Here is a 26,934-nt window from a genome sequence, read left to right as displayed (position 1 = left end):
GAAAAAGCCGCGCAGTGCGCGGCTTTTCCGTCAGGCGGGGTGGTGTTGCGGCGACTCAGCCCAGCTGGCCGTGGCAGTGCTTGTATTTCTTGCCGCTGCCGCAGGGACAGGGATCGTTGCGGCCGACCTTGGGCGCATCGCGGTGCGCCGGCATCGGACCGGACTGCACGTAGCCACCCTGCGCCGCGGCCAGTTGCCGAGCCTGTTCGGCTTCCTCGTCGGCGCTGTAGCCGCCGGCATCCTGGTGCTGGAACTGCATCTGCCGGGCCTGCGCCTCGGCCATGGCGCGCTCCTGCGCTTCCAGCGCGGCGACTTCCTCCTCGCTGCGGATGCGGACGCGCGACAGCAGGGTCACCACTTCGCTCTTCACCCGCTCCAGCATGCTGGAGAACAGCTCGAACGCTTCCTTCTTGTACTCCTGCTTCGGCTGCTTCTGCGCATAGCCGCGCAGGTGGATGCCCTGGCGCAGGTAGTCCATGCGCGCCAGGTGCTCTTTCCAGTTCTTGTCCAGCACGGTCAGCATGACGTGCTTTTCCAGCGCACGCATGGTCTCGTCGCCGATCACCGCTTCCTTGTCGGCGAAGTGCTTGTCCATCGCCTCCTGCACGCGACGCTCGATGGTCTCGGCATCGAGTTCCTCGGCGTCCTCGCGCCAGCGGCTCACGGGCAGCTCCACGCCCATTTCCTCGCCGAGCTCGCGCTCCAGGCCCTGCAGGTCCCACTGCTCGTCCACCGAATTCAGCGGCACGAAGCGGGCGACCGTCTCGGCGACCACGTCGCCGCGGATGCCGTCGATGTTGTCCTTCACCGAATCGGCGTCGAGCAGTTCGTCGCGCTGTGCGTAGATCACCTTGCGCTGGTCGTTGTTGACGTCGTCGAAATCGAGCAGGTTCTTGCGGATGTCGAAGTTGTGCGCTTCCACCTTGCGCTGCGCCTTCTCGATCTGCCGGCTGACCAGCTTGTCCTCGATGACGTCGTCTTCCTTCATGCCGATCAGCTTCATCGCCTTCTGGACCCAGTCCGAGGCGAAGATGCGCATCAGGTTGTCTTCCAGCGACAGGTAGAAGCGGGACGAACCCGGATCGCCCTGGCGGCCGGAACGGCCGCGCAGCTGGTTGTCGATGCGGCGCGATTCGTGGCGCTCGGTGCCGACGATGTGCAGGCCACCGGCGGCCTTCACTTCGTCGTGGCGCTTCTGCCATTCGGCCTTCACCGCGGCGCGGTCGGCGTCGCTGGCGTCCTCGGGAAGCGCTTCGTACTCGGCTTCCAGCGAGCCGCCCAGCACGATGTCGGTACCACGACCGGCCATGTTGGTGGCGATGGTGATCGCGCCCGGGCGACCGGCCTGCGCCACGATGTGCGCTTCGCGCTCGTGCTGCTTGGCATTGAGCACTTCGTGCGGCACGCCGGCCTTGGTGAGGAAGTCGGACAGCATTTCCGACGTCTCGATCGAGGTCGTGCCGACCAGCACCGGCTGGCCGCGCTGGTAGCACTCCTGGATGTCGGCCAGCACCGCCTTGAACTTGCCCTGGCGGTTGAGGAACACCTGGTCGGGCGAATCCTTGCGCACGGTCGGGCGGTTGGTCGGGATGACGATGACTTCCAGGCCGTAGATGCTCTGGAACTCGAAGGCTTCCGTATCCGCCGTACCGGTCATGCCGGACAGCTTGTTGTACATGCGGAACAGGTTCTGGAACGTCACGCTGGCCAGCGTCTGGTTCTCGCGCTGGACCGGCACGCCTTCCTTCGCTTCGACCGCCTGGTGCAGGCCGTCGGACCAGCGGCGGCCTGTCAGGGTGCGGCCGGTGAACTCGTCGACGATGACCACTTCGCCATCGCGCACGATGTAGTCCACGTCGCGCTGGTAGATAGCATGCGCGCGCAGTGCGGCGTTGAGGTGGTGCACGACCGACAGGTTGTTGGCGCCGTACAGCGGTTCTTCCTCGCTGATGATGCCGGCCTGCAGCAGCAGTTCCTCAGCGTGCTCCATGCCCGCTTCGGACAGGTGCACCTGCTTGCCTTTTTCGTCGACCCAGTAGTCGCCTTCCGCTTCCTCGTTCTCCTGCTTGATCAGCTGGGGCACGATGCGGTTGACGCGGATGTACAGCTCGGGCGATTCGTCGGCCGGGCCGGAGATGATCAGCGGGGTGCGCGCTTCGTCGATCAGGATGGAGTCGACTTCGTCGACGATGGCGTAGTGCAGGCCGCGCTGGAAGCGGTCGGCGCGCGACATCGCCATGTTGTCGCGCAGGTAGTCGAAGCCGAATTCGTTGTTGGTGCCGTAGGTGATGTCGGCGGCGTAAGCGGCGCTCTTGTCGCCGTGCGGCATGCCCGGGTACACCACGCCCACGCTCAGGCCCAGCCAGTTGTACAGGCGGCCCATCCAGGCGGAGTCGCGGCGGGCCAGGTAGTCGTTCACGGTGACGACGTGCACGCCCTTGCCTTCGAGCGCGTTGAGATAGGTGGGCAGCGTGGCGACCAGCGTCTTGCCTTCACCGGTACGCATTTCGGCGATCTTGCCCAGGTGCAGCACCATGCCGCCGATCAGCTGCACGTCGTAGTGGCGCATGCCCAGCACGCGACGGCTGGCTTCGCGGCAGACCGCGAAGGCTTCGGGCAGGATCTTGTCGAGTGCTTCCCCGCCCGCGATGCGCTGCTGGAACTCCGGCGTCTTGGCCTTCAGCTGCTCGTCGGTGAGCTGCTGCAGCTCCGCTTCCAGCGCGTTGATCTTGTCGACGGTGCGATGCAGCTGCTTGAGCAGGCGTTCGTTGCGACTGCCGAAGACACGGGTAAGCAGGTTGTTGATCATGTAGGGAACCGGATGGGAAAAGGACGCCGGGGCCGCGCGGCGGTTGCGGGCCCAAAACGAAACAGGGCGCTAGGCGCCCTGTCTGGCAACACCGTATTGTAGCTTGGGGCGCCGCCCGGGGAATCAAGGCCGGCGGTAGGACCGCGACCTTCCCGTTTGGTTCCGCGCGCTATCAGCCGCGCTTGACCTGCCCCACCGGCGTGGGGCCTTCGCCCAGGAACTTGCGCGGATTGACCACACGCTCGTTCTCCCACACTTCGAAGTGCACGTGCGCGCCCGTCGAACGACCGGTGGAACCGGCCTTGGCCACTTCCTGGCCCACGCGCACGAGGTCGCCGGCACGTACGGTCAGGCGCGAGTTGTGTGCATAGCGGGTGACGTAACCGTTGCCGTGGTCGACATCGACGACATTGCCGTAGCCGCCCTTCACGCCGGCGAAGCTGACCACGCCGTCGGCCACCGCGAGCACGGGATCCCCCACGCTGGCCTTGAAGTCGATGCCCTTGTGGTATTGGCCACCACCACCGAACGGATCGGCGCGACCACCAAAACCGGACGTGATGTAGCTGTTCGCGATCGGCATGCGGCCCGGGGTCGCATTCCTGTCGAGTTCGCGGTTGAACAGCAGCGCCTCCAGCACGGACAGCTGACGGCCAGACGCGGCGAACTGCTTCTCCAGCTTGTCCACGCCGGAGGTCAGGTCGGCGGGCTTCATGTCGTAGGACACATCGTTGCCGCCCACGCCGACCGGCTCGTTGAAGTCGAACTCGCCGTCCTGCAACTGGCCCACGCGGGTGAGGCGTTCACCGAGCGCATTCAGGCGATTGGCCTGCGCCTGCAATTCGCCAAGGCGCGCGGCCATGGCGTTGATTTCCTGCTGGGCACCACGGCGGACCTGCTCAAGCTCGGTATCGCGCTGCTCGGCCTTGGCCTGCAGCATCGAGACCTGCGCCATGCCGAGGGCACTGCGCCCCCCCATGCCCACCAGCAGGCCGGCGGCGACGAGCACCGCAGCGCTGGCGAGCGGCCGGGCGTGGAACGCGAGGCGGATTCGATAGGCACCATGGGCCGATGCATGGGCCCACCAGGTACGCGAATTGTTTACGATGGTCTTAAAGCTCATAGATACCGATGTCTGATTCGAAGTCCAAGCCGCGCCGTACCGGCACCGCGCAACCTGCCCTGCAGGCTGCCTTGACGGATGCCGCCACCGACCCGGTGCGTCGTGCCATGTGGCTGGACGCCTTGGAACAGCAGCTTCGCCCCTGCCTGCCGCCTGCCCTGGCGCCCCATTGCCGGTTGGCGAACGTGGCGGGCAAACGGCTCGTTTTTATCGTCGATTCCCCGGTGTGGCACGCCAGGCTTCGCCTGGCCGCACCCGAACTGATCAACGTGGCCCAATCCATCGGACTGGCGGTCACCGAAGTCACCGCCAAGACGAGCCTCGCGCCGCTCCATCCCGTGAAGCCTGCGCAAGATCCGGTCGTACCTGTGTCGGAGGCGTCCCGCAAAGGGCTGCAAGCAGCCCTCGACCTCCTGTCCGCCCCGGACTCCGCCGGTACGCCCACCCCGGGGGGTGGTCATCGTAGACGCCGCGGATGTTGAGCCGGCCATCACGAGGGACGGGGCATGGTACCGGCCACCGTCGGTCGGGGCGTTAGCCAAAGGTTAGGAAAATGTTATTTCCGGCCAGATTTCCTGACACAGTTCACATTTTGACCAAGGCGTAACCATTCGCACACCACTGCGTGATGACGGTGGGAAACCGGTCGACAGCAAGGTCACCGTCCGCAGCGGACGGGCGTCTCAGATCGCCAGGACGGGCGTCGCATAGGTGACCGGGGACGGCGCGGTGCGGTCCTCGAAGGTCACTTCTTCCCAGGCCGAGGTCTCGGCCAGCAGGGCGCGGACCAGCTTGTTGTTCAAGGCATGGCCCGATTTGAAGCCCTCGTAGGCGCCCAGGATGGGGCGCCCGGCGAGGTACAGGTCGCCGATGGCGTCCAGGATCTTGTGGCGGACGAATTCGTCCGTGTAGCGCAGGCCGTCCTCGTTCAATACGCGGAACTCGTCCAGCACGATGGCGTTGTCCATCGAGCCGCCGAGGCCGAGATTGCGCTCGCGCATGTATTCCAGGTCGCGCATGAAACCGAACGTGCGCGCGCGCGCGACTTCCTTGATGTAGGCACCGGTGGAGAAATCCACTTCGGCCCGCGACTGCGAGGCGGGGATCATCGGGTGATCGAACTTCACCGTGAAACCCAGCTTGAAGCCGTCGTACGGCTCGAAGCGCGCCACCTTGTCGCCCTCGGTCACTTCGATGGGACGGGTGATGCGGATGAAACGCTTGGGGGCGTCCTGCTCGGCAATGCCGGCGGACTGGATCAGGAACACGAACGGGCCTGCGGAGCCATCCATGATCGGCAGTTCGGCCGACGACAGTTCCACGTAGGCGTTGTCCACGCCCAGGCCGGCCATCGCCGACATCAGGTGTTCGACGGTCTGCACCTTGGCGCCCTCGCAGGTCAGCCCGGTGCACAGCGTGGTCTCGGTGACCAGCTCCGCGCTGGCGGGAATCTCCACCACCGGCTCCAGGTCGACGCGCCGGAACACGATGCCGGTATTCACGGGAGCCGGGCGCAGGGTCATGTAGACCTTTTCGCCGCTGTGCAGCCCCACGCCCGTCGCGCGGATCACGTTCTTGAGGGTGCGTTGCTGGGCCATTCGAAGGAATCGCAGGTGGGGGGAACCTGAGCGGGCAGCGAGAATATCACGCAGACCACTGAATCTTAACGGAAGAACCGGTCTGTCCCACCCCTGCAACAACGGAATGCTACGGCCGTCGGGAAAGGGCTGCCGGACCGGTGAAGGTCCGGCAGCGAAGGGACACGGCGATGAAACGGCACATCATCTGCGCCCTCCCCTGTTTACGGGGGAGGGTTCCACTTCTACGTGATCAGTCCGCCTGGCGGCGCAGGAACGCCGGGATGTCCAGGTAGTCCGGCGGCAGGTCGGCCGCGATCGGGGCCGATACCGGCGCGGACGATGCCGGCGCAGCCGACCCACGACGCAAGCCCATGCCGCTGGTGGCGGCGCTGATCGGGTCCACGGCGAAGCCGTCGTCGATCGCCATCCCGGTGGTGGCGTCGCGGACCAGCTTGATCGGCGCGCGCATCGGCTCGCGCAGGTCGCTGCCACGGCCGACCGGCTGGCGGGCGGCATTGCGGTTCAGGCCGGTGGCCACCACGGTCACGCGCACTTCGTCCTGCATGTCCGGATCCAGCACGGTGCCGACCACCACGGTGGCGTCTTCCGAGGCGAAGCCTTCGATGGTGCGGCCCACTTCGTCGAACTCGGCCATGGTGAAGTCCGGACCGGCGGTGATGTTGACCAGGATGCCGTTGGCACCGTTGAGGTTGACGTCGTCCAGCAGCGGGTTCTGGATCGCGGCCTCGGCGGCGGCCTGCGCGCGATCATCACCGCGTGCCGAGCCGGTGCCCATCATGGCCAGGCCCATCTCGCTCATCACGGTGCGCACGTCGGCGAAGTCGACGTTGATCAGGCCCGGACGGACGATCAGGTCGGCGATGCCCTGCACGGCGCCCAACAGCACGTCGTTGGCGGCGCGGAACGCCTGGATCATCGTCGCGTTGCGGCCCAGCACGGTGATCAGCTTTTCGTTCGGGATGGTGATCAGCGAATCGCAGTGGTGGCTCAGTTCCTCGATGCCCTTCAGCGCGACCTGCATGCGGCGGCGGCCTTCGAACGGGAACGGCTTGGTGACCACGGCGACGGTCAGGATGCCCATCTCCTTGGCCAGCTGCGCCACGACCGGCGCGGCGCCGGTACCGGTGCCACCGCCCATGCCGGCGGTGATGAACACCATGTCGGCGCCATCAAGGGCGTCGATGATGCGCTCGCGGTCTTCCAGCGCCGCCTGGCGGCCGACTTCCGGATTCGCGCCGGCGCCCAGGCCCTTGGTGACGTTGCTGCCGAGCTGCAGCTGCAGCTTGGCGCCGCAGTTCTTGATCGCCTGCGAGTCGGTGTTGGCGGTGATGAACTCCACGCCATCCACGCTGCCGTTGACCATGTGCGCCACGGCGTTGCCGCCGCCGCCGCCCACGCCCACGACCTTGATCACCGCATTCGGGGCCATCTTTTCAACCAGTTCGAAATGTGCCATGTCCTTGTCCTCGTTTATTTAGTTATGTGTTGCTGGGTGGAACGAACGTCGTGATGCCTTTCACTTCGCGGAGGATGTCGCCTCACTCAGAACTCGCCGCGATACCAGTTCTGCAGTTTCTTGAACCAGCTGCCCGCCTTGCCCGTGGGCAGCGACGGACGCCGGGGATGTTCGATCTGGCTGCCCATCAGCAGCAGGCCGACGCCGGTGGCATGCACCGGGTTGCCGACCACTTCGCCCAGGCCGGTGACGTGCTGCGGAATGCCGACGCGCACGGGCATCTGCAGCATTTCCTCGGCCAGTTCGACCACGCCTTCCATCTTCGATGCGCCACCTGTCAGCACCATGCCGGCGCGCACGCGCTCCTCGAACCCGGAGCGGCGCAGTTCCGCCTGCACCATCTCGAAGATCTCCTCGTAACGCTGCTGCACCGCCTGCGCCAGCGCATGGCGCGGCAGGCGGCGCGGCGGGCGGTCGCCGACGCTGGGCACCTGGATGCTTTCTTCCGCCGTCGCCAGCTGCGCGAGCGCGCAGGCGTAGCGCACCTTGATCTGCTCGGCTTCCGGCGTGGGCGTGCGCAGCATGTGCGCGATGTCGTTGGTCACCTGGTCGCCGGCGATGGGCAGCGATGCCGTGTGGCAGATCGCGCCCTGCACGAACACCGCCAGGTCGGTGGTGCCCGCGCCCATGTCGACCAGCACCACGCCAAGCTCGCGCTCGTCGCTGGTCAGCACGGCCACGCTGGAGGCCAGCGAGGAGAAGATCAGGTCGTCGATCTGCAGGCCGCAGCGCTGCACGCACTTGCTGATGTTGGCGGCGGCCGACTGTGCGCAGAACACCAGGTGCGCGTCCACCTCCAGGCGCACGCCGGTCATGCCGACCGGGTTGCGGATGCCTTCCTGCGAATTGTCCAGCTTGTACTCGCGCGGGATGGCGTGGAGGATCTTCTGGTCGGCCGGGATGGCGACGGCCTTGGCCGCTTCCAGCACGCGGTCCAGGTCGCCCCAGGTCACCTCGCCGTCGCGGATCGGCACGATGCCGGGCGAGTTGCGGCACTGCACGTGGTTGCCGGAGATCGACGCGTACACCGAGCGGATCTCGCAGCCGGCCATCAGCTCGGCCTCCTCGATCGCGCGCTGGATGGACTGCACCGTCGACTCGATGTCCACGACGACGCCGCGCTTGAGGCCGCGTGACTCGTGCGAGCCGATGCCGATCACCTCGATCGGATTGCCCGGTGCGTACTCGCCGACCAGCGCCGTCACCTTGGAGGTGCCGATGTCCAGCCCGACGATCAGCGATTTGTCACCCTTGCGATTCATGTAGTGCCCTGCAGAAGACGACCTGCGACCGCGATCGGCGCAGGCAATGGAGACGGTGTGGAAGCTGGCGGCGGCGCCTTGGGCGCTTCGCCCCAGCTGAGCGCGAACCCGTTGGTGTAGCGCAGGTCCGCGCGCACCAGCGGCTGTGCCTGCGCGGTGGCCAGCAGCTGCGGCAGCATCCGCGCGAAGCGGCCCAGGCGTGGACGCGCATCGGTGCGGCCGACGACCACCTGGGTGCCGTTGCCCAGCAGCAGCGACCAGCTGCCGCGCGCATCCATCACCAGGGTGGTGACGTCCAGTCCCAGCGGTGCGAACAGCTGGCGCGATTCGTTGTAGAGCGCGGTCACTTCCTGCACCTGGGAGTCCGGCCCACCCAGCTGCGGCAGATCCAGGCCGGCGAGCTCCTTCGGCAGCGGAAACAGGCGGCCGTGCTCGGACAGCAGTTTGTCGTTGCCCCAGCGCGCGAACGGCTTGTGCTCGGTGATGCGTACCTCCAGCACGTCCGGCCAGCGCTTGCGCACGTCCGCGCGTTCCACCCACGGCAACCGCTCGACCGCGTGCTTGGCGTCCTCCAGCGGGACGGCGAAGAAGCCGCGCTTCGCGTACGGCAGCACGGCGGCCTGCAACTGCGCCGCGTCCACGCGTTCGAACTCGCCCTGCACGCGCAGCCTGGACAACGGCCACCGGTCGGCGCCGATCCAGCCATTGACCACGGCCACGACCGGCAGCGCGACCAGCGCCAGCGCCAGCAACCAGGCCATGATGCGCAGGGCGGCATTCATCAGCCGGCGACCTCCGGCACGGTCTGCTCCAGGATGCGCCAGCACAGTTCCTCGAAACCGATGCCGACCTGCGCCGCTTCCTTGGGCACCAGCGAGTGACTCGTCATGCCCGGGGCGGTATTGACCTCCATCAACAGGAAACGTCCGTCCGCGTGACGCATCACGTCGACCCGCCCCCAGCCACTGCAGCCGGCGGCGCGGAAGCCTTCGAGCGCCAGTGCACGGATCTGTGTTTCCTCGGCCGCGTCATCCAGACCGGGACAGAGGTACTGCGTATCGTCGGCGATGTACTTGGCGTGGTAGTCGTACCAGCCCTGCGCCGGCACGATACGCACCGACGGCAGTGCGAGGTCGCCCAGGACGGCCACGGTGAACTCGCCGCCGGTCAGCATCTGCTCTGCCAGCAGCTCGCCGGGGTAGGTGGATGCGAACGTCGCGGCGGGCACGAGGTCGTCTTCACCCAGGATGCGGAACACGCCGACGCTGGACCCTTCCGCGCTCGGCTTCACGAACACGGGGAAGCCCAGCGCGCGGACCGCTGCCGCGAGGTCGCCACCCGGCGGAATCCGCACGAAGCCTGCGGTCGGCAGACCGGCCGCCTGCCACACCTGCTTGGTGCGGATCTTGTCCATCGTCAGCGCAGAACCCAGCACGCCCGGGCCGGTGTACGGCACCCCGAGCGACTGCAGCAGGCCCTGCAGCACGCCGTTCTCGCCATCGCCGCCGTGCAGGATGTTGAACACCCTGTCGACCTTGCCCGCGCGGATCGCCTCGATGAGGGCCGGCACGCCATCGACGGCGAACGCCTGCACGCCGCGCGCCAGCAGCGCCGCCAACACGTTCTGGCCCGAGTTCAACGACACTTCGCGCTCGCTGGACACGCCGCCCATCAGTACGGCGACGCGGCCGAAACGGGCCGGATCCTTGAAACGCGGCGGTTGCACGGTCACGGTGGTCATGCCGGGTCCTTCGCGGTGAAGCCATGCGCGGCGATGTGTTGCGACATGTGGCCGATGTCACCGGCCCCCATCAGCAGCAACAGGTCGCCGTCCTGCAACACGTCCGGCAGCACGTCGACCAGGTCCGCGACCTGGCTGACCACCACGGGTTCGTTGCGGCCACGCGCACGGATGGCGCGCGCCAGCGATTTCGCGTCGGCGCCTGCGATCGGCTGCTCACCGGCGGGGTACACCTCGCTCAGCACCAGCGCATCGACCTCCGACAGGACCGCGGCAAATGCATCGAACTGGTCGCGCGTGCGGCTGTAACGGTGCGGCTGGAAGGCCACGACCAGCCGCTTGTGCGGCCAGCCACCGCGTGCGGCGGCGAACACCGCCGCCAGTTCCTTCGGATGATGGCCGTAGTCATCGACGAGCTGCACGCGCGCGCCCTGCGGCGTGGCGATCTCGCCCAGGTCGTTGAAGCGGCGACCGATGCCGGCGAACTTCTCCAGCGCAGCCGCGATGTTCTCCGGCGACACGCCGAGCTGCCATCCGATGGCCGCCGCAGCAAGCGCGTTCTGCACGTTGTGGCGCCCCGGCAACGCCAGGCTGACGCGGATGCTCGCGTCCTCCGGCAGGCGCAGGGTGAAATGCATGCGGCCGCCGTCCTGCTCCACGTCTTCGGCACGCACGTCGGCGTTCTCCGCGAAGCCATAGCTCATCACGTGGCGCGGCGTTTCCGCGGCAATGGCGGCGACTTCCGGATCGTCGATGCACAGCACCGCCAGGCCGTAGAACGGCAGACGCTGCAGGAATTCGGCGAAGGCCGCCTTCACGCGCTCGAAGTCGTTGCCGTAGTTTTCGAGATGATCCGCGTCGATGTTGGTGACGATGGAGATCAGCGGATTCAGGCGCAGGAAGCTACCATCGCTTTCGTCGGCTTCCGCCACCAGCCATTGCCCGTCGCCGAGCTTGGCGTTGGCGCCGGCCGCAAGCAGCTGGCCACCGATGACGAAGGTCGGATCCAGCCCGCCTTCGCTCAGCACGGCGGCCGTGAGACTCGTCGTGGTGGTCTTGCCGTGCGTACCGGCGACCGCGATGCCGCGACGGAAACGCATCAGCTCGGCCAGCATCGCCGCACGCGGGACGATCGGGATGCGCTGGCTGCGCGCTTCCATCAGTTCGGGGTTGTCCTGCCTGATCGCACTGGAGACCACCACGCAATCGGTGCCCAGCACGTTGGAGGCATTGTGGCCGCGCATCACGCGCGCACCCAGCGACGCCAGGCGACGGGTCGCGGCGTTGTCGGCGTTGTCCGAACCGGATACTTCATAACCCAGCGTGCACAGCACTTCCGCGATGCCGCTCATGCCGGAGCCGCCGATGCCGACGAAGTGCACGCGGCGGAACTCCTTCGCCAGGTTGCCGGTGTGTTGCAGGCGGCGCTCGCGTGCAGCAGCCATCATCATGCCTGCGTCCTCATGTTCGTTGTTTCCTCGAGAATGATGTCGGCGATGCGGTCGGCCGCATCGGTCTTCGCCAGCGCGCGCGCGGCCTGCGCCATGGCCAGGCGCTTGTCGCTGTCGCCAGCCAGCTGCCGCAGCGTGGTGGCCAGCGCGTCGGCCAGCGTGTCGTCCTGCTTCAGCAGCACGGCTGCACCACGCTCGACCAGGTATTCGGCGTTGCGGGTCTGGTGGTCATCGACGGCCTGCGCGAAGGGCACCAGCACGCTGCCCACGCCGACCGCGCACAGCTCGGCCAGGGTCGAGGCGCCGGAGCGGCAGACGACCAGATCGGCCCACGCGTACGCGGCCGCCATGTCGGTGATGAAGGCTTCCACGCTCGCGGCCACGCCGGCGTCGACGTAGGCCCGGGCGGCTTCGTCGCGCAGCTTTTCGCCGCATTGGTGACGCACCTCGATGCTGCCCGCCGGCAACGTCGCGATGGCCTGCGGAACTGCGAGATTCAGCGCACGCGCGCCCTGACTGCCGCCCAACACGAGCACCCGCAGCGGGCCACTGCGGCCCACCAGGCGTTCGGCCGGCGGCGGCAGCACCGCGATCTCGTCCCGCACCGGGTTGCCGACCACTTCCTCGCGCGACGGGAACGCACCGGGGAAACCGGTCATCACGCGGCGCGCGACCTTCACCAGCATGCGGTTGGTGAAGCCCGCGGCGCGGTTCTGTTCGTGCACCAGCAGCGGCAAACCCATCAGGCGCGCGGCGACACCGCCGGGACCGGCCGCGAAACCACCGAAACTCACCACCGACCGCGGCGCGCGACGGCGCAGCACGAAGCCTGCCGCGCGGATCGCGCGCAGCACGCGCACGGGCGCACCCAGCAACGCCAACCGGCCTTTGCCGCGCAGGCCGGTGATGGCCAGTGTGTCCAGCGGAATGTCGTGCGGCGGCACCAGGCGCGTTTCCATTGCCCCGTCCGCACCCAGCCAGACCACCGGCACGCCTCGCGCGCGCAACACCTTCGCCACGGCCAGCGCAGGGAAGATGTGGCCGCCGGTACCACCGGCCATGATCATGACGGGAGCGCCCGCACTGCTCATGCGATCCTCTCGAACGTGGGCTCGACGCGTTGCTGCAGGCGGCTGGTGCCGCGCAGCGTCTGCGAGAACGAAGCAGGCGCGGCAGGCACCGGGCGCGGATCGACCGGCGCAGGCGAATCGCCCGCACCCTGGATCACTTCCCCGCGCAGCGCGACCTGGCGCTGCGTGCGCTCCAGCTCGTAGGACACGCGCAGCAGCAGGCCCATCGCCACGCAGGTCATCAGGATGCTGGAACCGCCCGATGAGATCAGCGGCAGGGTCAGGCCCTTGGTCGGCAGCAGGCCCAGGTTCACGCCCATAGAAACGAAGCTCTGCATGCCGATCCACAGCGCGACGCCGAATGCGATGTAACCCGCGAAGTGCCTGCGCATTTCCACGCAGCGCAGGCCGATGACGAAGGCGCGCCCCACCAGCAGCGCGTACAGCGCCACCACCAGGCAAACGCCCACGAAGCCAAGCTCTTCGCCGATCACCGAGAAGATGAAATCGGTGTGCACTTCCGGCAGATAGTTGAGCTTGAGCACCGAACCGCCGAGGCCGATGCCGCCCCACTCGCCGCGACCGATCGCCATCAGCGCATTGGTCAGCTGGTAGCCGCTGCCGAACGGGTCGGCCCAGGGATCGGAGAACGAGGTCAGCCGGCGCATGCGGTACGGCTCGGCGATTGCGATCACCGCAAGGATCGGCAGGCCCACCAGCACCGGACCGAACATGCGCGGCATGTTGACGCCACCGAGCACCAGCATGCCGGCGGTGATCGCCAGCAGCAGCGAGGACGAACCGAAGTCCGGCTGCATCAGCAGCAGCGCGACCAGGACCACTACCACGCCCAACGGCTTGAGCATCGCGGCCCACGTTGCGTTGACCTCGTCGCGGAAGCGCACCAGGTAGCTGGCCAGCCAGACGATGAAGAAGACCTTCACCGCTTCCACGACCTGGAAGTTGGACACGCCCAGGTTGATCCAGCGGTGCGCGCCCTTCACGCTCACGCCCAGCCCGGGCACGAACACGAGCAGCAGCAATACCACGCACCCCAACAGCAGCAGGTGGTTGCGCGCCTCGATGCTCTTCAGCTCGGTACGCATCACCCACCACGCCAGTCCCGCGCCGGCGACGAGGAACATGCCGTGGCGGACCAGGTAGTAGAACGGATTGCCGTGCTGGTAGATCGACGCCGACGCCACCATCACCACGCCCAGCGACGCCAGCGCCAGCATGGCGCCGAGCAACCAGGGGTCGAAGCGGCCCCCGATGGCTTCAAGACGTGTGGCCTGGCGCGGCGTGTCGTTCATCAGCGCACCTTCAACGTGGCCAGGCCGACCAGGACCAGCACGACGGAGATGATCCAGAAGCGCACGATCACGCGCGGCTCCGGCCAGCCCTTCAGTTCGAAGTGGTGGTGGATCGGCGCCATGCGGAACACGCGCTTGCCGGTCAGCTTGAACGACGCCACCTGGATCATCACCGACAGCGTCTCGATGACGAAGATGCCGCCCATGATCACCAGCACCAGCTCCTGGCGCACGATCACCGCGATGGTGCCCAGCACGGCGCCGAGCGCCAGTGCGCCGATGTCGCCCATGAACACCATCGCCGGATAGGTGTTGAACCACAGGAAGCCCAGGCCGGCGCCCGCGATGGCCGCGCAGATGATCGTCAGCTCGCCCGCGCCCGGCACCTGCGGGATCTGCAGATAGCTGGAGAACACCGCGTTGCCCGAGGCGTAGGCGAACACGCCCAGCGCACAGGCCACCAGCACCGTAGGCATGATCGCCAGGCCATCCAGGCCATCGGTCAGATTGACGGCGTTGGAGAAGCCCACGATCCAGAAGTACGCGATGGCGACGAAGCTGATGCCCGCCAGCGGCAGCGCGATCGACTTGAAGAACGGCACGTAGAAGGTCGTCGCCGCCGGCACATCGGCATACAGATAGAGATACAGGCCGGCGGCAAGGCCGAAGATCGACTGCAGCAGGTACTTCCAGCGCGACTTCAGGCCGTTGGGATCGCGCTTGACGATCTTGATCCAGTCGTCGTACCAGCCGATGGCGCCGAACGTCGCCATCACCAGCAGCACCACCCATACGTACTTGTTGCGCAGGTCGCCCCAGAGCAGCACCGACAGCAGCACCGTCACCAGGATCAGCGCGCCGCCCATCGTCGGCGTGCCGGCCTTGGAGAAGTGCGACTGCGGGCCGTCCTTGCGGATCGGCTGCCCGCCCTTCAACTGGCCGAGCTTGCGGATCACCGCCGGGCCGAGCCACAGCGACAGGAACAGCGACGTGAGCGCAGCGAGAATGCCGCGGAACGTCAGGTAGCCGAACAGGCCGAAGAAATTCTCCAGGCTCTGCAACCAGCGAGCCAGCTCAAGCAACATGCGATGTGTCCTCCCCGGTGGACAGCAAGATGGCGACGATCCGGTCCATCGCGCTGCCACGCGACCCCTTGACCAGGCAGCGCACGCCGGGTCGCAGCTCGACGCCCAGGGCATCGGCCAGCGCAGCGTGGCTGTCGAACGGATGCGCGCCTTCACCGAAGGCGGCGGCAGCGGCGGCACTGAGCGGACCCAACGTGTACAGGCGACGGATCCCGGCGGCCTTGGCGCGACGACCGGCATCGGCATGCAGCGCCTCGGCATCGTCGCCCAGCTCGCGCATGTCCCCGAGTACCAGCCACCCTTCGCCACCGGCCTGCGCACTCGCCGCGGCCAGCGTGTCGATGGCGGCCACCAGCGAGCCAGGATTGGCGTTGTAGCTGTCGTCGATCACTACCGCGCCATTGGCGAGCGCATGCGCCACCTGGCGACCCGCTACCGGCTGTGCGGCCGACAGGCCCTCGGCGATGATGGCGAGTGACACGCCGCAAGCCATCGCGATGCCGGCGGCCGCCAGCGCATTCAGCACGTTGTGCCGACCCGGCAGGTGCAGGCTCACGCCCACCTCGCCGTGCGGAGCGACCAGTACGAAATCCGAACCCTCCGCCGTCGCGCGGATATCGCGCGCGGAGAGGTCGGCCGTGGTCTCCAGGCCGAAGCGCAGGATCCGGCGATCCGGCACGCGGCTGGCGAAGTACTCGGCGAAGGCATCGTCGGCGTTGATCACCGCGGTACCGTCGGCGGGCAAGGCGTCGTAGATGGCGCCCTTGGTCTCCGCCACGCCCATCAACGAGCCCATGCGCTCCAGATGGGCGGCCGCGATGTTGTTCACCAGCGCCACTTCCGGCGTCACGATGTCGGTCAGGTAGGCGATGTCGCCCGGCTTGCCCGCACCCATCTCGTAGACCGAGAAGTCGGCATCGTCGGGCGCGTCGATGACGGCCATCGGCAAGCCGATCTCGTTGTTGCGGTTGCCGGGATTGAAGTAGGTGACGCCAGCGCGCTGCAGGATGGAGACCACCAGCGTCTTGACCGTGGTCTTGCCGTTGCTGCCGGTGATGGCCACGGTCTTCTCCACCCGGTCGCGCTGCAGGCCGGCGGCGATGCGCGCGATCGCCAGCAGCGTGTCCGGCACGACGACCTGCGGCACGTCGACCTTCACCTCATGGTCGACCAGCACTGCGGCAGCGCCGCGCATGGAGGCGTCGTAGGCGAAATCATGGCCATCGAACCGCTCGCCGCGCAGGGCGACGTACAGGCTGCCCGGCACCAGCGTGCGCGTATCGTGGGTCAGCGAGCCGATCACGAGGTCATCGCCCAGCAGTTCACCGCCCGCCCAGTGCGCCAACAGGGAAAGGGGAAGACGCTTCATCGGCGCTCCTCCAGTGCCTGACGCGACACGGCGGTGTCATCGAACGGGTGCTTCACGCCATGGATTTCCTGGTAAGGCTCGTGACCCTTGCCCGCGACCAGCACGATGTCGTCGGCGCCGGCCTGCGCGATCGCCTGCGCGATCGCCTGTGCGCGGTCGCGCTGCACCGTGACGGCGTCCGGACGGGAGAAGCCCGCGATGATGTCCGCCACGATGCGGTCGCCATCTTCGGTGCGCGGATTGTCGTCGGTAACCACCACCACGTCCGCCAGGCGCTCGGCAATCGCGGCCATCTGCGGACGCTTGCCCGCGTCGCGATCGCCGCCGCAGCCGAACACGCAGAAGAGCCTGCCCTGCACGTGGTCGCGCAGGCTGGCCAGCGCCTGTTCCAGCGCGTCCGGCGTGTGCGCGTAGTCGATGACGACCAGCGGGCGAAGGTTGCCTGCGGCATCGCTGTCGCCGCCGAGCCGGTTCATCCGGCCATGGATCGGCGCCAGGCGCGACAGCGTGCGCGCGATGTCGGCCGTGGTATCGCCCAGCGCATGCAGCGCGCCGGCGACCGCCAGCAGATTGTCCACGTTGAAGCGCCCCAGCAGGCGCGACTGCACAGGCTGCACGTCGTCGCCGACGACCAGTTCGAACGCGATGCCGTTACCGTCCAGGCGCAGTGCATCCGCACGCACGCTGGCCTCGGCCTGCCCGCGCGAGCTCACGCCGATGCGCTGCACGCCATGCGGCAGGCGCGCGAACAGGTCGCGCCCGTAGGCATCGTCGAGATTGACCACGCCGGCCTTCAGGCCGGCACGAAAGAACAGCAGCGACTTCGCGGCGCCGTAGCGTTCCATGTCGCCGTGGTAGTCCAGATGGTCGCGGGTGAGGTTAGTGAACACCCCGACATCGAAATGCACGGCGTCCACGCGGCCCTGGTCCAGCGCATGCGAACTGACTTCCATCGCGACGGCCTTGGCGCCGGCGTCGCGGAACTGCGCCAGCAGCGCATGCATCTGCAGCACCAGCGGCGTGGTGAAGCCGGTGGGCACCACTTCGCCGTACATGCCGGCGCCCAGGGTGCCCACGGTTGCGCAGCGCACGCCGCGCAGGTGCCACGCCTGCGCCAGCAGCTGCACGGTCGATGTCTTGCCGTTGGTGCCGGTGACGCCGACCATCTTCATGTCGTGCGACGGCGCCGCGTGGAAGCGGTCGGCCATGACGCCCATGCGCGCGCGCAGGCCGGGCACCGCGATCGCATCGCGCGGCGCCTCCAGTCCGTCAGGCACCGGCGGCTCGAACAGGATCGCGCTGGCGCCGTTTTCCTTCGCCTGTGCGGCGAAGTTCAGGCCATGCGCGCCGAACCCGGCGATGGCGACGAAGGCATCGCCCGGCTGCACGCTGCGGCTGTCCAGCGTCAGGCCACGCACGACGATGTCGCGCGGCACCTCCACGTCGGGCAGCAGTTCGGCCAGGGCCATCATCCGCCTCATCGCGTCGCCCCCGTCGCCGGCAACACGGCCCGCGGGGCGTCGAACGCGGACGGGTCCATCGCGTCGACGGCGTCGTCGACGAGGGCCGCCGGCACGGGTGCGCTGCCTCCGTTGGGCTTCTGCGTGTTCCTGGCCTGCGCGGCGAGCCACGCCTCGATGTCATCCGGCGGCACGTCCATCAGGCGCAACGTTCCGTCCATCACGTCGTGGAATACGGGGGCGGCGACCAGGCCGCCGTAATAGCCGCCTTCCTGCGAATCGTTGATCACCACGACGGCGGCGAAACGCGGATTGCTGGCAGGCACCAGGCCGGCGAAGAACGACGCGTAGCGACCTTTCGCGTAACCACCGCCGGACGCGATGCGGGCCGTACCGGTCTTGCCCGCCACGCGATAGCCGAGCACGCCGGCACGCTTGGCGCCACCCTCGGTCACCACGGTTTCCATCATGCCGACGACTTCGCGCGCGATCGCAGGATCCAGCACCTGCGGCGCTTCGCCCCGCTGGCCCTTCACGAACGTCGGCGTCACCAGCCGGCCGCCATTGCCCAGCGCCGAGTAGGCGCGTGCGATCTGCAGCGGCGTGACCGCCAGGCCGTAGCCGTACGACATGGTCGCCTTCTGCAGGCCATTCCAGCGATCCGGCGGCGCCAGCATGCCGGCGGACTCGCCCGGGAAGCCGCTGCCGGGCTTCTGGCCGTAGCCGAAGCTGTGGATGCTCTCGTAGAAGTAGGCGTTCGGGAGCTTCTCTGCAATCTTGATCGAGCCGATGTTCGAGCTCTTGGTGATGACGCCCGTGACGGTCAGCACGCCGTTGTTCCGGGGAACATCCCTGATGGTGTAGCGGCTGTTCAACGCCATGTAGCCCGGATTGGTGTTGATCAGCGTCGAGGGCGTGACCACGCCGGCCCTCAACGCCGTCGACACGGTCAAGGGCTTCATCGTCGAGCCCGGCTCGATCATGTCGGTCAGTGCGCGGTTGCGGCGCGCGTCCGGCTTCACCCGCTCGATCGCGTTGGGGTTGTAGGTCGGCAGGTTGACCATCGCCAGCACTTCACCCGTGGCCACGTCCATGATCACGATCGAGCCGCTGCTGGCCTGGTGCTCGAGCAGTGCATTGCGCAGCTCGCGGTGCGCGAGGTACTGGATGCGGCGGTCGATGCTGAGCGTCAGGTCCTTGCCCGGCTGTGCGGAGCGGATCAGGTCGACGTTCTCCACGATGCGGCCGCGGTTGTCGCGGATCACCTTCTGGGCACCGGGCGTGCCGCTGAGCCATTCGTCGAACGCCAGTTCCAGGCCTTCCTGGCCGCGGTCGTCGATGTTGGTGAAGCCCAGCACGTGGGCCATCGCCGGCCCCTGCGGGTAGAAGCGGCGGAATTCGCGCTGCGAGAACACGCCGGGAATCTTGTGCGCCAGGATCCGCTGCGCTTCGTCCGGATTGATCCGGCGCTTGAGGTACAGGAATTCCTTGTCGGCACGCTGCGACAGGCGGTTGGTCAGGTGGTCGACCGGCACGCCCAGCGCCTTCGCCAGCTCGGGCAGACGATCCGGCGCCTTCAACAGCTCCTGCGGATTGCCCCATACCGATTCCACCGGGGACGACACCGCGACCGGCTCGCCATTGCGGTCGGTGATCATGCCGCGCGAGGTGGGGATGGGGATCTCGCGCAGGAAGCGCGCATCGCCCTGCCGCTGGTAGAAGTCGTGGTTGATCAGCTGCACATAGGCGGCGCGACCGACCAGGCTGATCGAGCACAGGCCCATCGCGCCCAGCACCAGCGCAAGGCGTCCGCGCAGGTTGAACCGGGCGCGGTTGCGGTTTTTCGCGGGCGCGGCGTTCATGGCCTGATCACCACCACGTCAGCCGTCTCGGGGAACTTCATGCCCAGGCGGACGCGTGCCACCTGGTCGATGCGCGTGGCCTCGGCGACGGTGGCCTGCTCCAGCTGCAGGCGGCCGAACTCGACGTTCAGTTCGTCGCGGGCACGCTCCAGCCGCGTCACTTCATCGAACAGCACGCGGTGGCGATGGCGCGCGTACACCACGCCGATCGCCGAGGCGATGCTGGCCAGCACCAGCACGATCAGCAGGAAGCGGGTCATGCCGCCACCTCCAGCTTCTCCGCCACGCGCAACACCGCGCTGCGTGCGCGCGGGTTGGAGGAGACTTCGTCGGGTTCGCCCTTCTGTCCACTGCCGATCGCTCGCAGCGTGGGCACGAAGGTATCCGCCACGGGCAGGCGTCGATTGGCTGGCGGTGCCTTCGCGTGCCGGTTGATGAACTGCTTGACGATGCGGTCCTCCAGCGAATGGAAGCTGATCACCGCCAGCCTGCCGCCCACCTTGAGCCGCGCCAGCGCCGCGTCCAGTCCTGCCTCGAGATCGGCCAGCTCGCGATTGATGTGGATGCGGATGGCCTGGAAGCTGCGCGTGGCCGGATGGATCTTGTCGCCGCGCGGCATCACCGACGCGATCGCGGCGGCCAGGTCGGCGGTGCGCACGAACGGCTGGGTGGCGCGGCGCGCGACGAGGGCGCGCGCGATGCGGCGGCTCTGCTTCTCTTCGCCGTAGGTCCAGAGGATGTCGGCGATCTCGCGCTCTTCGGCGCGGGCGATCCAGTCGGCGGCGCTTTCGCCGGCATCGGGATCCATGCGCATGTCCAGCGGACCATCCTTGCCGAAGCTGAAGCCGCGCTCGGCGACATCGAGCTGGGGCGACGACACGCCCAGGTCGAGCAGTACGCCATCCAGGCCTGCGGCGGTTTCGTCCCATTGCGCCATCGAGGCGAAGCTGCCGCGACGGATCGCCACGCGCGCGTCGCCCGCGAACATCTGTTCGGCATGCGCGATCGCGGCGGGATCCTTGTCCATCAACAGCAGCCGGCCTCCCGGGCCGAGTTGTTGCAGCACGCCGCGCGCGTGGCCTCCGCGCCCGAAGGTGCCGTCCAGGTATGTTCCGTCCTCTTTCACCTGCAGCCCTTCCATGACCTGCGTGTACAACACCGGCAAGTGCAGCGCTGGGAGGTGACCGGCCGGCGCGGACTGCCGCATGCCGTCACCCTTGCTCACAAGCGCAGCTCGAGCATGTGCGCGCTCAGATCGTCGTCAGTGAGGGTCTGACGGATCTGCGCGTGGTGCGCCTGTTCGCTCCAGAGTTCGAACTTCTCGCCCATGCCCAGCAGCACGGCCTTCTTCTCGATGCCCACCGCACTGCGATGGCTGGCCGGGATGCTGATGCGCCCATTGCCGTCCAGTTCCACGGGCGAGGCGGCACCGACCAGCTTCAGTTGCAGGTTGCGGTGCGCGCGCTGGGTGCTGGGCAGCTTGTTGACGTCATCGCGTACGCGCTGCCAGACCTGTTCCGGGTAGAGATAGAGGCTGCCGGCTTCGAAGGGGTTGTAGGTGATGACCAGGCGATTGCCGCACTCGCGCGCGACGAGGTCGCGGTACGCGGTGGGCACCGCGAGCCGTCCCTTGTCGTCCACTGTGATGGCGGTCTCACCCTGAAACACGGCCCCTGCCTTCCCGGTTCGCTAAAAGAGCGATCAATTGAACCACGGAAAACCACTAAAAACCCGGTTTTCCCTCTGCTACCCACCTTAGCACTGCGCACAGGGTTGTCAACAGGAAAGCGGAAGGGAAATCGCTTGGCGGATCAATGGCTTGCAGCAAACTTCAGAGACTTGTTCAAGCCTTATCCACAAGTTGCTGTTTCGTCTCAAATTTTGAGATTGAGGAAGGATTCAGTGAGGTGATCGTCGTTTCACATATCGGCTGACGGCGACGCAGGGGCCGGAGTGGAACTGCGCAAACCACCGGTCCAGAATCCCCCCATGTGCCTGGTCGCGCTCGCCTGGAACGTCCATCCCCGCTGGCGGCTGTTGCTGGCGGGCAACCGTGACGAGTTCCACGGGCGCCCGACCGCAGCGCTGGCCGCCTGGGCCGAGGCGCCGGGCGTCCTGGCGGGCCGCGACCTCCAGTCGGGCGGCACCTGGGCCGGCGTGGACCAGCAGGGCCGGATGGCGGTGGTGACCAATGTGCGCGACCCGGCCATCCAGGTGCCGGGGGCGCCCTCCCGGGGCCACCTGGCGGCGGGATTCCTGGGCTCTCCCGACGGCGCCGACCATCGGGCGGCGGGTCTGCTGACGGCGGCGGAAGGGTTTGCCCCGTTCAATCTGGTGCTGGCCGATGCGGTCGCATGCGAATACGTCAGCAACTACCCCACTCCACGCCGGATCGCCCTGGCACCCGGCCTGCACGCCGTCTCCAATGGGGACCTGGACGAACCCTGGCCCAAGACGATGGCCCTGAAGGAACGACTGGCCGCGTGGGTCGCCTCCGGGGAAGATGACGTGGCGCCCTTGTGGCACGCCCTGTCGGACGAAACCCGCGCGCCGGATACACGCCTGCCCGACACGGGTGTTGGACGGGACCTGGAGCGAATGCTCTCGTCCGCCTTCATTCGCGACGCCCGTTACGGCACCCGCGCCAGCACCCTGATCGCCATCGACCACGGCGGACATGGCTGGATAAGCGAGCGCCGGTTCGGTCCGGAGGGGGTGTTCGAGGGGGAGACGACATTGCGGATAGGAACGGGCGCGTAGTCGACCCTTCCACGTCTGAAGTCGTGCGGTCGCGACTGACGTCGCTCCTACAAGAAAACAGCGAGCACCTGCTTACCCGCCCCCTGAGTCAGGAGACGGCGAGCGCAAAGCACGAGCGGGGTCTGGAGGCCAAGGACCTGGGTCCCAAGGTTTGCGCCGCAAACCTTGGGACTTTCCGAAGCGCCGGTGGCGCTTTGGAAAGCGGCGGAGCCGGCCGGTAAGCCGGGTTCTGTCGTGGACAGTCATTCCTCTAGGCGCAACGTCACCGTTACGCTCAAGCAACCTACCCGGACCCGACGCGGGCCGCGCCATGAGGTCCCTATTTGGTCTTGCTCCCGGTGGGGTTTGCCGTGCCGGTCCGTTGCCGGACTCGCGGTGCGCTCTTACCGCACCATTTCACCCTTGCCGTCCTGCCGAAACAGTCTTAGGCGGTATCTTTCTGTTGCACTTTCCGTCGGCTCGCGCCGCCCAGGCGTTACCTGGCACCGTGCCCTGTGGAGCCCGGACTTTCCTCGGCATTGTTTCCAATGACGCGACTGTCTGGCCGGCTCCGCCGCGTGCATTGTCGCACAGCTGCCGCCCCCGGCCCGTCGCGAATGATCAGGGGAATGCGTGCAGCAACATGCCGAGCAGAGGCATCCCCAGCACGACCCACGCCATCGGCACCCGCATCGCCAGCGCGGCGATGCCCGCAACCACGGCTACCACGTCCCATGCCCCGGACACCGCTTCCGTCCAGAGCGGATCGTAAAGCGCTGAAAGCAGGAGGCCCACCACAGCCGCATTGATGCCCGCCAGGACGCCACGCATGCGCGGCAGCGCCACGATGCGGTGCCAGAACGGCAGCACCCCGACGACCAGCAAGAACGAGGGCAGGAAGATGGCGACCAGTGCCAGCAAGCCGCCGGCCCACCCGCCGGATCCAGCGCTCATGGACGCACCCAGGTAGCCGGCAAAGGTGAACATCGGTCCCGGCACCGCCTGCACCGCGCCGTAGCCCGCGATGAAGGCGTCCTGCGCCAACCAGCCCGGCGCGACCACACCCGATTGCAACAACGGCATCACCACGTGCCCGCCGCCGAACACCAGCGCGCCCGCGCGATAGAAAAGACCGAACACGTCGGCGGAAGAACCTGGCCCGGACAGCCACCACGGCAGCATCAGCAACGCGGTGAACACAACCAGCGCGACGACGCCCACCCGGCGCGAGGGTACGCCACGCATCGATGGCGTCGGCGCACTCTTCAGGTCCCGCCGCAACGCCAGCCCTGCCACCGCACCCGAGACGATGACGGCCAGTTGCATCCATGCCGCCGGCCACGCGATCAGCACCGCCGCGCACCCCAGCATCAGCAGCCACGTGGCCGCATTCCGGCAGAACGCACGCGCCATTCCCCATGCCGCATGCGCAACCACGGTCACCGCCAGCAGCTTGAGTCCATGGACCAGGCCCTCCGGGATATCGCCCCATCCACGCGAGATGCCGGCACCCAGGCCGATCATCAGCAGTGCGGAAGGAAGGGTGAAGCCACACCAGGCCGCGAGCGCACCGGGAAGACCCGCACGGCCCAGGCCGACCACCATGCCCACCTGGCTGCTGGCCGGCCCTGGCAACAGTTGGCACAGCGCGACGATGTCCGCGTACCCGGCCTCGTCCAGCCAGCGACGACGCACCACGAACGCCTCGCGGAAGTAGCCAAGATGGGCGATCGGCCCGCCGAACGAGGTCAGCCCGAGACGCAGGAAAACAACGAAGACGCGCCACGCTTCCATGGCGTCAACGAGGTTTGCGCCACGCCATCAGTCTTCCGCCTTCATTCCGTACAGCGCCTTGCGCGGCGCGCCGGTGATCTCGGCTGCCAGCTTGGCGGCCGCCGATGGCGGCAGGTGCGCGTTGAGCAGGGCGTAGACACGGCGCCCCTCCACCAGTTGCGCACTTTCATCGTCCGCGGCGCCCTGCACCATCACCACGAACTCCCCCTTGCGCTGGTTGTCATCGGCATCGACCCGCGCCTGCAGCTCGGCGAGCGTGCCATCCAGCACGGTCTCGAACAGCTTGGTCAGCTCACGCGCGATCACGGCAGGACGGTCTGCGCCAAAGGCCATGCCCATGTCCGCGAGGGATTCGGCGATGCGGTGCGAAGACTCATAGAACACCAGCGTGCGCGCCTCGCCCGCCAGGCGCTGCAGCTGCTCCCGCCGCGCGGACGCCTTGGCAGGCAGGAAGCCTTCAAACGTGAACCGGTCACTCGGCAGCCCGGCCACGCTCAGCGCCGCGATCGCCGCACACGCGCCCGGCAAGGGACTGACCTTGATGCCCGCCGCGCGCGCCGCACGCACCAGGCGGAAACCCGGATCGCTGACCAGCGGCGTGCCGGCATCGCTGACCAGCGCCAGCGAGTCGCCGGCCAGCAGGCGTTCGACCACGCGTTGCGACAGGGCGTCCTCGTTGTGCTCGTGCAGCGCCAGCAGGGGCGTGGAAACACCGAAATGCGACAGCAACTGGCCGCTGCGCCGGGTGTCTTCGGCGCAGATCGCCGCGACGTTGCGGAGTGTCTCCAGCGCGCGCGGCGTGAGGTCGCCGAGATTGCCGATCGGCGTGGCGACGATGAACAGGGTTCCGGCAGGCATTCCAGTGGGGCTCGATGGCTGAGGGTAGAATCGTAGCCGGTTCCCCTGCCCGATCGCCGATGCCGCCCATGAACCCGCCTGTTGCAAGCATGCTTTCCGTACGCATCCGCCCCGCAAGGGCCCTGCTCGCGCTGCTGCTGGCCACGTTGCTGGCCAGTTGCGCCACCACGCCCGGCGCCGGACCCACCGCATCGGCAGTGCGTTTCGCCCCGGCGTTCGGCAATGCCGCGGCGCTGGCCCGGCAGGACGCCACCCTGAGCGGGCAGGCGCGCAGCGACAACGCGCGCGAGATCGACCGCCTGCTCGCCACGCTGGACGATGCCACGCTCGCTCGCGACGCCGCCGCATTGCAGGCTGGCGATCCGCTGTACAACTTTGCCGGTCGCGCGCTGCAGCGCCGCGGCCTGCCGCTGCCGCGCCCATTCGACCGCGGCACGCAATGGCATTTCGATGCGGGCAACCGCCCGCCTGCGGATGCCGACGGCTACCGCCCCCCCATGAAAGTGGCCGTCCTGCTCCCGCTGTCCGGCACCCTCGCCACCGCCGCCGCACCCGTGCGCGACGGCCTGCTGGCGGGTTACTACGGCGAACACCGCCGCCGCCCCGAAGTGCAGTTCTACGACACCACCGGCACGGCAGCGGGTGCGACCGCCGCGTACGCGCGCGCGGCGGCCGAAGGCGCCGATTTCGTGATCGGCCCGCTCGGCCGCGACGAAGTCAGTGCGCTCTTCCAGCAACCGCAGCTCGCTGTCCCGATGCTGGTGCTGAATCGCGGCGTGGTGGCACCGCCGGACGGCAAGGCCGGCTTCTCGCTGGCCCCGGAAGACGATGGATTGGCCGCCGCGGAGTATCTGCTGGCGCGCGAGCGCCGCATGGCGCTGATCATCGAGGGCAGCGACGACAACGGCCGCCGCGCATCCCAGGCGTTCCGCGAGCGCTTCAGCGAGCGCGGCGGCAAGGTCACGCGGGTGGTCAGCGTGGCCGAAACCCCCGGCGACCTGTCGACCATCCTTGCGACCGCTTCGCAGGAGGGCGTCGATGCGGTCTTCCTGGCCGTGCGCGGCAGCACGGCGCGCGTCCTGACCCCGCAACTGGCGCTGGCCGGCCTGGGCGGCAAGACGCGCGTGGGCACTTCGCAACTGACCTCGGGCACCGGCAAGCCGGTGGAAGACATGGCACTGGACGGCATCGCCTTCCCGACCGAAACCTGGACCTCGCGCGGCGTGCCGGCACTGCCCGCCGCCAGCGTGACCGGCGAACGCGTGCCGACCGCACGGGGTGCTGCCGCACGGCTGTTCGCGTTCGGCTATGACGCCTGGCTGCTGACGGCCTATCTGGAGAAGTTGGCGCTGGGGGCGAACACCGAGATCCGTGGCGCCACCGGGCGCCTGCAACTGGACGGCTTCGGCAACGTGGTGCGCACGCCCTCGTGGTCGGTGTTCAGTGGTGGCCAGGCCGTGCCCGTGGCGGATGGCGGTTGACCGCAGGAAACGCGGGCAAGCCGTCGAAGCAGCGGCGCGCGAGTTGCTGCGCCGCGCCGGCCTGACCGATCTGGCTGCCAACGCCCTTTACCGCGGCGGTGAACTGGATCTGGTGATGCGGGACGCCACGCGCCCCGGCACGCCGACCGTGGTGTTCGTGGAAGTGCGCTACCGCCAATCGCAGCTCTTCGGTGGAGGCGCGGCATCGGTCGATGCCGGCAAGCGTCGCCGCCTGGTGCATGCGGCCCTGCGCTTCCTCCAGGACCACCCCGCCCTCGCAGATGCCCCCTGCCGGTTCGACGTGATCGACGCGCAGGGCGATCCTGCCGCACCCCGGCTCACCTGGATCCGCGACGCGTTCCGCGCCGACGAAACCTGAGCCGTGCACGCCGCGCCTACA

Annotated in this window: 22 protein-coding genes, 1 other RNA gene and 1 pseudogene; 4 read left to right on the top strand and 20 right to left on the bottom strand. The window is 67.9% G+C overall.

All coding sequences use genetic code 11. From position 1 onward, the window contains the following. Positions 1-55: 55 nt before the first annotated feature. Positions 56-2,809 carry a preprotein translocase subunit SecA gene (gene secA / locus AC3DET_RS14255; RefSeq protein ID WP_488392036.1) on the bottom strand — a complete coding sequence of 918 codons (2,754 nt, stop codon included), beginning with the start codon at positions 2,807-2,809 and terminating at the stop codon, positions 56-58. Between the two features lie 172 nt (positions 2,810-2,981). Then, on the bottom strand, positions 2,982-3,932 hold the full coding sequence (locus AC3DET_RS14250) for a M23 family metallopeptidase (protein ID WP_337731512.1): 951 nt from the start codon (positions 3,930-3,932) through the stop codon (positions 2,982-2,984). Positions 3,933-3,940: 8 nt separating this feature from the next. Between AC3DET_RS14250 and AC3DET_RS14245 the strand changes: the two genes are divergently transcribed. After that, positions 3,941-4,414, top strand: a complete 474-nt coding sequence (locus AC3DET_RS14245) for a DciA family protein (RefSeq protein WP_446538149.1) — start codon at positions 3,941-3,943, stop codon at positions 4,412-4,414. A gap of 201 nt (positions 4,415-4,615) precedes the next feature. Here AC3DET_RS14245 and lpxC read toward each other — a convergent pair whose 3' ends face one another. From lpxC to mraZ, 15 genes are all read right to left on the bottom strand, one after another. Further along, a complete protein-coding gene (lpxC, locus tag AC3DET_RS14240) occupies positions 4,616-5,530 on the bottom strand; it encodes a UDP-3-O-acyl-N-acetylglucosamine deacetylase (protein ID WP_192202028.1) in 915 nt (304 codons plus the stop codon). 232 nt (positions 5,531-5,762) lie between these two features. Next, complete coding sequence (gene ftsZ, locus AC3DET_RS14235; protein WP_192202029.1) at positions 5,763-6,989, bottom strand: cell division protein FtsZ; 1,227 nt, start codon at positions 6,987-6,989, stop codon at positions 5,763-5,765. An 86-nt stretch (positions 6,990-7,075) separates the two neighbouring features. Further along, on the bottom strand, positions 7,076-8,311 hold the full coding sequence (ftsA, locus tag AC3DET_RS14230; protein ID WP_142125704.1) for a cell division protein FtsA: 1,236 nt from the start codon (positions 8,309-8,311) through the stop codon (positions 7,076-7,078). After that, entirely contained in the window at positions 8,308-9,093 is a 786-nt protein-coding gene (locus tag AC3DET_RS14225) for a cell division protein FtsQ/DivIB (RefSeq protein WP_337731514.1), read from the bottom strand. Before AC3DET_RS14225 ends, ftsA begins: the two co-directional genes overlap by 4 nt. After that, the gene (locus tag AC3DET_RS14220; protein ID WP_446538150.1) at positions 9,093-10,052 is read right to left on the bottom strand and encodes a D-alanine--D-alanine ligase; all 960 of its coding nucleotides are present in this window, start codon (positions 10,050-10,052) and stop codon (positions 9,093-9,095) included. The genes AC3DET_RS14225 and AC3DET_RS14220 overlap by 1 nt, the downstream gene beginning before the upstream one ends. Then, positions 10,049-11,500 (bottom strand): UDP-N-acetylmuramate--L-alanine ligase, encoded by a 1,452-nt coding sequence (murC, locus tag AC3DET_RS14215; RefSeq protein WP_337731917.1) that lies wholly within the window; start codon positions 11,498-11,500, stop codon positions 10,049-10,051. Before murC ends, AC3DET_RS14220 begins: the two co-directional genes overlap by 4 nt. Further along, entirely contained in the window at positions 11,500-12,594 is a 1,095-nt protein-coding gene (murG, locus tag AC3DET_RS14210; RefSeq protein WP_488392035.1) for an undecaprenyldiphospho-muramoylpentapeptide beta-N-acetylglucosaminyltransferase, read from the bottom strand. The genes murC and murG overlap by 1 nt, the downstream gene beginning before the upstream one ends. Next, positions 12,591-13,886, bottom strand: a complete 1,296-nt coding sequence (ftsW, locus tag AC3DET_RS14205; protein ID WP_337731517.1) for a putative lipid II flippase FtsW — start codon at positions 13,884-13,886, stop codon at positions 12,591-12,593. The genes murG and ftsW overlap by 4 nt, the downstream gene beginning before the upstream one ends. Further along, positions 13,886-14,971 carry a phospho-N-acetylmuramoyl-pentapeptide-transferase gene (gene mraY / locus AC3DET_RS14200; RefSeq protein ID WP_142125700.1) on the bottom strand — a complete coding sequence of 362 codons (1,086 nt, stop codon included), beginning with the start codon at positions 14,969-14,971 and terminating at the stop codon, positions 13,886-13,888. The genes ftsW and mraY overlap by 1 nt, the downstream gene beginning before the upstream one ends. After that, positions 14,961-16,340: a UDP-N-acetylmuramoyl-tripeptide--D-alanyl-D-alanine ligase gene (locus AC3DET_RS14195; RefSeq protein WP_488392034.1), complete on the bottom strand. Its 1,380-nt coding sequence runs from the start codon at positions 16,338-16,340 to the stop codon at positions 14,961-14,963. Before AC3DET_RS14195 ends, mraY begins: the two co-directional genes overlap by 11 nt. Further along, on the bottom strand, positions 16,337-17,821 hold the full coding sequence (locus AC3DET_RS14190; protein WP_488392033.1) for a UDP-N-acetylmuramoyl-L-alanyl-D-glutamate--2,6-diaminopimelate ligase: 1,485 nt from the start codon (positions 17,819-17,821) through the stop codon (positions 16,337-16,339). The genes AC3DET_RS14195 and AC3DET_RS14190 overlap by 4 nt, the downstream gene beginning before the upstream one ends. After that, positions 17,818-19,662, bottom strand: a complete 1,845-nt coding sequence (locus AC3DET_RS14185) for a peptidoglycan D,D-transpeptidase FtsI family protein (protein WP_488392032.1) — start codon at positions 19,660-19,662, stop codon at positions 17,818-17,820. The genes AC3DET_RS14190 and AC3DET_RS14185 overlap by 4 nt, the downstream gene beginning before the upstream one ends. Next, on the bottom strand, positions 19,659-19,922 hold the full coding sequence (ftsL, locus tag AC3DET_RS14180; RefSeq protein ID WP_192202037.1) for a cell division protein FtsL: 264 nt from the start codon (positions 19,920-19,922) through the stop codon (positions 19,659-19,661). Before ftsL ends, AC3DET_RS14185 begins: the two co-directional genes overlap by 4 nt. Beyond that, complete coding sequence (gene rsmH / locus AC3DET_RS14175) at positions 19,919-20,869, bottom strand: 16S rRNA (cytosine(1402)-N(4))-methyltransferase RsmH (protein ID WP_488392159.1); 951 nt, start codon at positions 20,867-20,869, stop codon at positions 19,919-19,921. Before rsmH ends, ftsL begins: the two co-directional genes overlap by 4 nt. 14 nt (positions 20,870-20,883) lie before the next feature. Further along, positions 20,884-21,330, bottom strand: a complete 447-nt coding sequence (mraZ, locus tag AC3DET_RS14170; RefSeq protein ID WP_142125694.1) for a division/cell wall cluster transcriptional repressor MraZ — start codon at positions 21,328-21,330, stop codon at positions 20,884-20,886. Between the two features lie 321 nt (positions 21,331-21,651). On the opposite strand from mraZ, the gene AC3DET_RS14165 reads away from it, so the two are divergent. Beyond that, on the top strand, positions 21,652-22,422 hold the full coding sequence (locus AC3DET_RS14165) for an NRDE family protein (RefSeq protein WP_488392031.1): 771 nt from the start codon (positions 21,652-21,654) through the stop codon (positions 22,420-22,422). Positions 22,423-22,624: 202 nt separating this feature from the next. Here AC3DET_RS14165 and rnpB read toward each other — a convergent pair. From rnpB to rsmI, 3 genes are all read right to left on the bottom strand, one after another. Beyond that, positions 22,625-22,974: RNase P RNA component class A (gene rnpB / locus AC3DET_RS14160), an RNA gene on the bottom strand. A gap of 48 nt (positions 22,975-23,022) precedes the next feature. Continuing rightward, on the bottom strand, positions 23,023-24,195 hold the full coding sequence (chrA, locus tag AC3DET_RS14155) for a chromate efflux transporter (protein WP_488392030.1): 1,173 nt from the start codon (positions 24,193-24,195) through the stop codon (positions 23,023-23,025). Positions 24,196-24,222: 27 nt separating this feature from the next. Further along, positions 24,223-25,053 (bottom strand): 16S rRNA (cytidine(1402)-2'-O)-methyltransferase, encoded by an 831-nt coding sequence (rsmI, locus tag AC3DET_RS14150; protein WP_192202040.1) that lies wholly within the window; start codon positions 25,051-25,053, stop codon positions 24,223-24,225. 215 nt (positions 25,054-25,268) lie between these two features. On the opposite strand from rsmI, the pseudogene AC3DET_RS14145 reads away from it, so the two are divergent. Continuing rightward, positions 25,269-26,534: pseudogene (locus AC3DET_RS14145) on the top strand (penicillin-binding protein activator); the annotation flags it as partial. After that, a complete protein-coding gene (locus AC3DET_RS14140) occupies positions 26,524-26,913 on the top strand; it encodes a YraN family protein (protein WP_446538158.1) in 390 nt (129 codons plus the stop codon). The pseudogene AC3DET_RS14145 and the gene AC3DET_RS14140, both read left to right, overlap by 11 nt. Positions 26,914-26,934 lie beyond the last annotated feature (21 nt).

It is taken from the genome of Pseudoxanthomonas sp. 97-1-1, from assembly GCF_057773125.1.
Note: the sequence above shows the minus strand (reverse complement) of the source record. Positions and strands in the feature narration are given on the sequence as shown.

Excerpts from the sequence above, each read along its gene's own strand:
- secA (WP_488392036.1), bottom strand. The coding sequence starts at position 2,809 with ATGATCAACAACCTGCTTACCCGTGTCTTCGGCAGTCGCAACGAACGC.
- AC3DET_RS14250 (WP_337731512.1), bottom strand. The coding sequence starts at position 3,932 with ATGAGCTTTAAGACCATCGTAAACAATTCGCGTACCTGGTGGGCCCAT.
- AC3DET_RS14245 (WP_446538149.1), top strand. The coding sequence starts at position 3,941 with ATGTCTGATTCGAAGTCCAAGCCGCGCCGTACCGGCACCGCGCAACCT.
- lpxC (WP_192202028.1), bottom strand. The coding sequence starts at position 5,530 with ATGGCCCAGCAACGCACCCTCAAGAACGTGATCCGCGCGACGGGCGTG.
- ftsZ (WP_192202029.1), bottom strand. The coding sequence starts at position 6,989 with ATGGCACATTTCGAACTGGTTGAAAAGATGGCCCCGAATGCGGTGATC.
- ftsA (WP_142125704.1), bottom strand. The coding sequence starts at position 8,311 with ATGAATCGCAAGGGTGACAAATCGCTGATCGTCGGGCTGGACATCGGC.
- AC3DET_RS14225 (WP_337731514.1), bottom strand. The coding sequence starts at position 9,093 with ATGAATGCCGCCCTGCGCATCATGGCCTGGTTGCTGGCGCTGGCGCTG.
- AC3DET_RS14220 (WP_446538150.1), bottom strand. The coding sequence starts at position 10,052 with ATGACCACCGTGACCGTGCAACCGCCGCGTTTCAAGGATCCGGCCCGT.
- murC (WP_337731917.1), bottom strand. The coding sequence starts at position 11,500 with ATGATGGCTGCTGCACGCGAGCGCCGCCTGCAACACACCGGCAACCTG.
- murG (WP_488392035.1), bottom strand. The coding sequence starts at position 12,594 with ATGAGCAGTGCGGGCGCTCCCGTCATGATCATGGCCGGTGGTACCGGC.
- ftsW (WP_337731517.1), bottom strand. The coding sequence starts at position 13,886 with ATGAACGACACGCCGCGCCAGGCCACACGTCTTGAAGCCATCGGGGGC.
- mraY (WP_142125700.1), bottom strand. The coding sequence starts at position 14,971 with ATGTTGCTTGAGCTGGCTCGCTGGTTGCAGAGCCTGGAGAATTTCTTC.
- AC3DET_RS14195 (WP_488392034.1), bottom strand. The coding sequence starts at position 16,340 with ATGAAGCGTCTTCCCCTTTCCCTGTTGGCGCACTGGGCGGGCGGTGAA.
- AC3DET_RS14190 (WP_488392033.1), bottom strand. The coding sequence starts at position 17,821 with ATGAGGCGGATGATGGCCCTGGCCGAACTGCTGCCCGACGTGGAGGTG.
- AC3DET_RS14185 (WP_488392032.1), bottom strand. The coding sequence starts at position 19,662 with ATGAACGCCGCGCCCGCGAAAAACCGCAACCGCGCCCGGTTCAACCTG.
- ftsL (WP_192202037.1), bottom strand. The coding sequence starts at position 19,922 with ATGACCCGCTTCCTGCTGATCGTGCTGGTGCTGGCCAGCATCGCCTCG.
- rsmH (WP_488392159.1), bottom strand. The coding sequence starts at position 20,869 with ATGCGGCAGTCCGCGCCGGCCGGTCACCTCCCAGCGCTGCACTTGCCG.
- AC3DET_RS14165 (WP_488392031.1), top strand. The coding sequence starts at position 21,652 with ATGTGCCTGGTCGCGCTCGCCTGGAACGTCCATCCCCGCTGGCGGCTG.
- chrA (WP_488392030.1), bottom strand. The coding sequence starts at position 24,195 with ATGGAAGCGTGGCGCGTCTTCGTTGTTTTCCTGCGTCTCGGGCTGACC.
- rsmI (WP_192202040.1), bottom strand. The coding sequence starts at position 25,053 with ATGCCTGCCGGAACCCTGTTCATCGTCGCCACGCCGATCGGCAATCTC.
- AC3DET_RS14140 (WP_446538158.1), top strand. The coding sequence starts at position 26,524 with ATGGCGGTTGACCGCAGGAAACGCGGGCAAGCCGTCGAAGCAGCGGCG.